The organism is Dietzia sp., assembly GCF_036741115.1.
Taxonomy (GTDB): domain Bacteria; phylum Actinomycetota; class Actinomycetes; order Mycobacteriales; family Mycobacteriaceae; genus Dietzia.
The window spans coordinates 1-2,611 of sequence record NZ_DAINST010000089.1 but is presented as its reverse complement, the minus strand read 5'-3'; the positions used below and the strand labels follow the sequence as shown (position 1 = coordinate 2,611).

Below are 2,611 nucleotides of genomic sequence, written 5' to 3'. Positions count from 1 at the left end.
GCGCGAGGCCGGCGGGCCGGACACTAATGTCCTCGTTCTCGAGGGGGCTTCGGGTCCCGGCGGCGCGTCGGCGCAGTCGGGTGGCGAGATCTACCTCGGCGGCGGCACCTCGACCCAGCAGGCCGTCGGCATCGAGGACTCGGTCGAAGATATGCGCGCGTTCCTCGAGGCCGCGCTCGGCCCCAATGCGGACGCCGAGAAAATCGCCGACTACTGCGAGAACGCCGTCGAGCACCACGATTGGCTCCTCGCCCACGGCCTCGAGTTCCACCACGAGGTGTGGGACGAACCCACGTGGATGCCGAGCACCGAGGTCGGCCTCATGTGGATGGGCGAGCGCTCGAAGCCCTTCGCCGACATCGCCCGGCCCGCCGCGCGCGGGCACAGGCCGCCGCAGGGGATGTTCGCCGGCGAAACGCTCATGGCGCGACTCCTCGACGCCGCCCGCGCGGCGGGGGTCGAGATCCGCACCGAGATCAAGGCGCGGGAGCTTCTCGTCGAGGCCGGGGAGCCCGGGGAGTTCGGCTCCGCCGGGGGAGCGCCGCGGGTGGTCGGCGTCCGCGCGACGAACTTCGGCTCGCCCTTGGAATTCCGCGCCTCCGCCGTCGTCATCGCCACGGGAGGGTTCGTCGACAACGAGCGGATGCTCGAGCAGTGGGCGCCGCAGCAGGTGGGCAAGGGCAAGGTCACCGACGGGCACAGCGACGGCTCGGGCATCGAGATGGCCATGCGCGTGGGCGCTGCCGTGCGGCGCATGCACCAGACCGAGACCGCGCTGCCCGTTGCGGCCCCACTGGTGGCGAACGGTTTTCTCGTTGACGGCGACGGCCGCCGATTCATCAACGAAGACCGGTATCCGGGGCTCTATTCGCACCGCGCCGTGCACCACCGGCCGGGACCGACGTGGATCATCGTGGACGAGGACATCGTCGACGCCGTCCCCGACACCGAGCTGTGGGGAATGCGGCCCACGTATGTCGCCGAGACCATCGAGGAGCTCGCGCGCGAGTGCGGTCTGCCGGAGCGCGCGCTGGCCGAATCGCTCGCCGAGTACAACGACGATGCCGCCGCTGGGGTGGACCGGGCGTTCGGCAAGGACCCGCGGTTCCTCAAGCCGTTGTCCTCGCCGTACGGCGCCTACGCCACGGGCAACGGGATGCGCAAGGGCCTAATGGGCGCCGAGTCCAAGCCGCAGGGCTTTACCCTCGGCGGGCTCCACACCGACCTCGAGTCGCGCGTCCTCGATCTCGCAGGTCGACCCGTGCCCGGGCTGTTCGCAGCCGGGCGTGCTACTCATGGAATGCATGGCGAGGGCTACATTTCCGGCACGTCCCTCGGCGACGGCTCCTTCTACGGACGGCGCGCGGGCCGGGGTGCGGCGGGGAAGTAAGCGACATGAGCGAGTCCACCACGGGTGATCCAGAAGCCACGAAGAGCGGCGCCGGGAAGGGTCTTGGTTCGGGGTCCGGGCAGGGGTCCGGGGACGATTCTGGGCAGGCCGAGGGCCACGGCTCCGGGCAGGCCCCACGGCGCCCCCACGCCGTTGCCGGCGCCGGGGATCCGCAGCTCGCCGACGCGAAGAGCCGCCTCGGCGAGAGCTTCGAACCCTTCGAGATCAGCGTCACCCAGGGCACGGACACCGCGCTCGACGATGCCGGCGAGCAGATGCGCCGACTCCGCGATGCGCTCACGGGGATCGGCGAGAGCGGGGCAGAGCTCGGCGAGATCGCCGAGCTCCTCCGCCGGGCCGCGGACCTCGCGGAGGCACAGGCGCCGAGCGATCCCGAGAAGCTCGCCACACAATGGCGCAAGGGCGGGCCCGGCGCGAGGCGCACCAATCCCGTCGGCGGCCCCGAGAACGTCATCGCCCCGCCGCTCACCGTCGTCGGCCACGACGACGGGCGGGTCACATCGCGGGTCGCCCTCGGCATCCCGTACCAGGGTCCTCCTGGCTGCGTGCACGGCGGGATCAGCGCGCTGCTCCTCGACCACCTCTTCGGCCACGCGAACTTCTGGGCCGGCTATTCGGGCATGACGGCGCACTACGAGCTCGACTACCGCAAGCCCACGCCGCTTCTCAAGCCCCTGGACCTCACCGCATGGGTCGAGAGCTCCGAGGGCCGCAAGATCTGGGTGCGCGCGAGCATCGAATGCGAGGGCGAGCTCTGCGTCGAGGCCCGCGCGCTGTTCATCAAGGCGCATGTGCCGCTGCCGGGGCGAGACGAGACCGCCCTCGGCGAGGAGCGCTAGGCCTCTGCCCCGAGGGCGCAGTCGACCGCCGCGCGCGGAGGAGCGCCCAGCGGGTTTAGTCGATCTCGGCGTTGCCGGAGCACGCCGAGTACGCCGCGGTGCTGCCCGGGATCTCCGGCGCGATGTTCCCGAGGGAGGCCCACGGGGTATCGCCTGAGATCAACGCGCTGTTGTGGTGCCCGCTAAGAGTCCATTCGATGGTCCCGGCGCCGGTGGAGGCCTGCTTGTAGCTGTCGATATCGGGAAACAGGCCGCCGACGCCGACCCCGCCGAAGACGACCTCGCCCGTGGCGTTCGTGTCGATGTTCTTCCACTGGACGAGGAGATCCGCACTCGAGCTGAGCCCACCGGAGGACTCGAC

Annotated in this window: 3 protein-coding genes; 2 read left to right on the top strand and 1 reads right to left on the bottom strand. The window is 71.0% G+C overall.

Annotated features, from left to right (window positions below):
- Together V7E05_RS12155 and V7E05_RS12150 are read left to right on the top strand one after the other, a co-directional pair.
- A partial coding sequence (locus tag V7E05_RS12155; protein WP_333619913.1) for an FAD-dependent oxidoreductase occupies positions 1-1,390 on the top strand: 1,390 nt, incomplete at its 5' end.
- Positions 1,391-1,395: 5 nt separating this feature from the next.
- Entirely contained in the window at positions 1,396-2,250 is an 855-nt protein-coding gene (locus V7E05_RS12150; protein ID WP_333619912.1) for a PaaI family thioesterase, read from the top strand.
- 55 nt (positions 2,251-2,305) lie between these two features.
- Here V7E05_RS12150 and V7E05_RS12145 read toward each other — a convergent pair.
- Positions 2,306-2,611: hypothetical protein (locus V7E05_RS12145; protein WP_333619911.1), on the bottom strand; the 306-nt coding region annotated here is incomplete at its 5' end.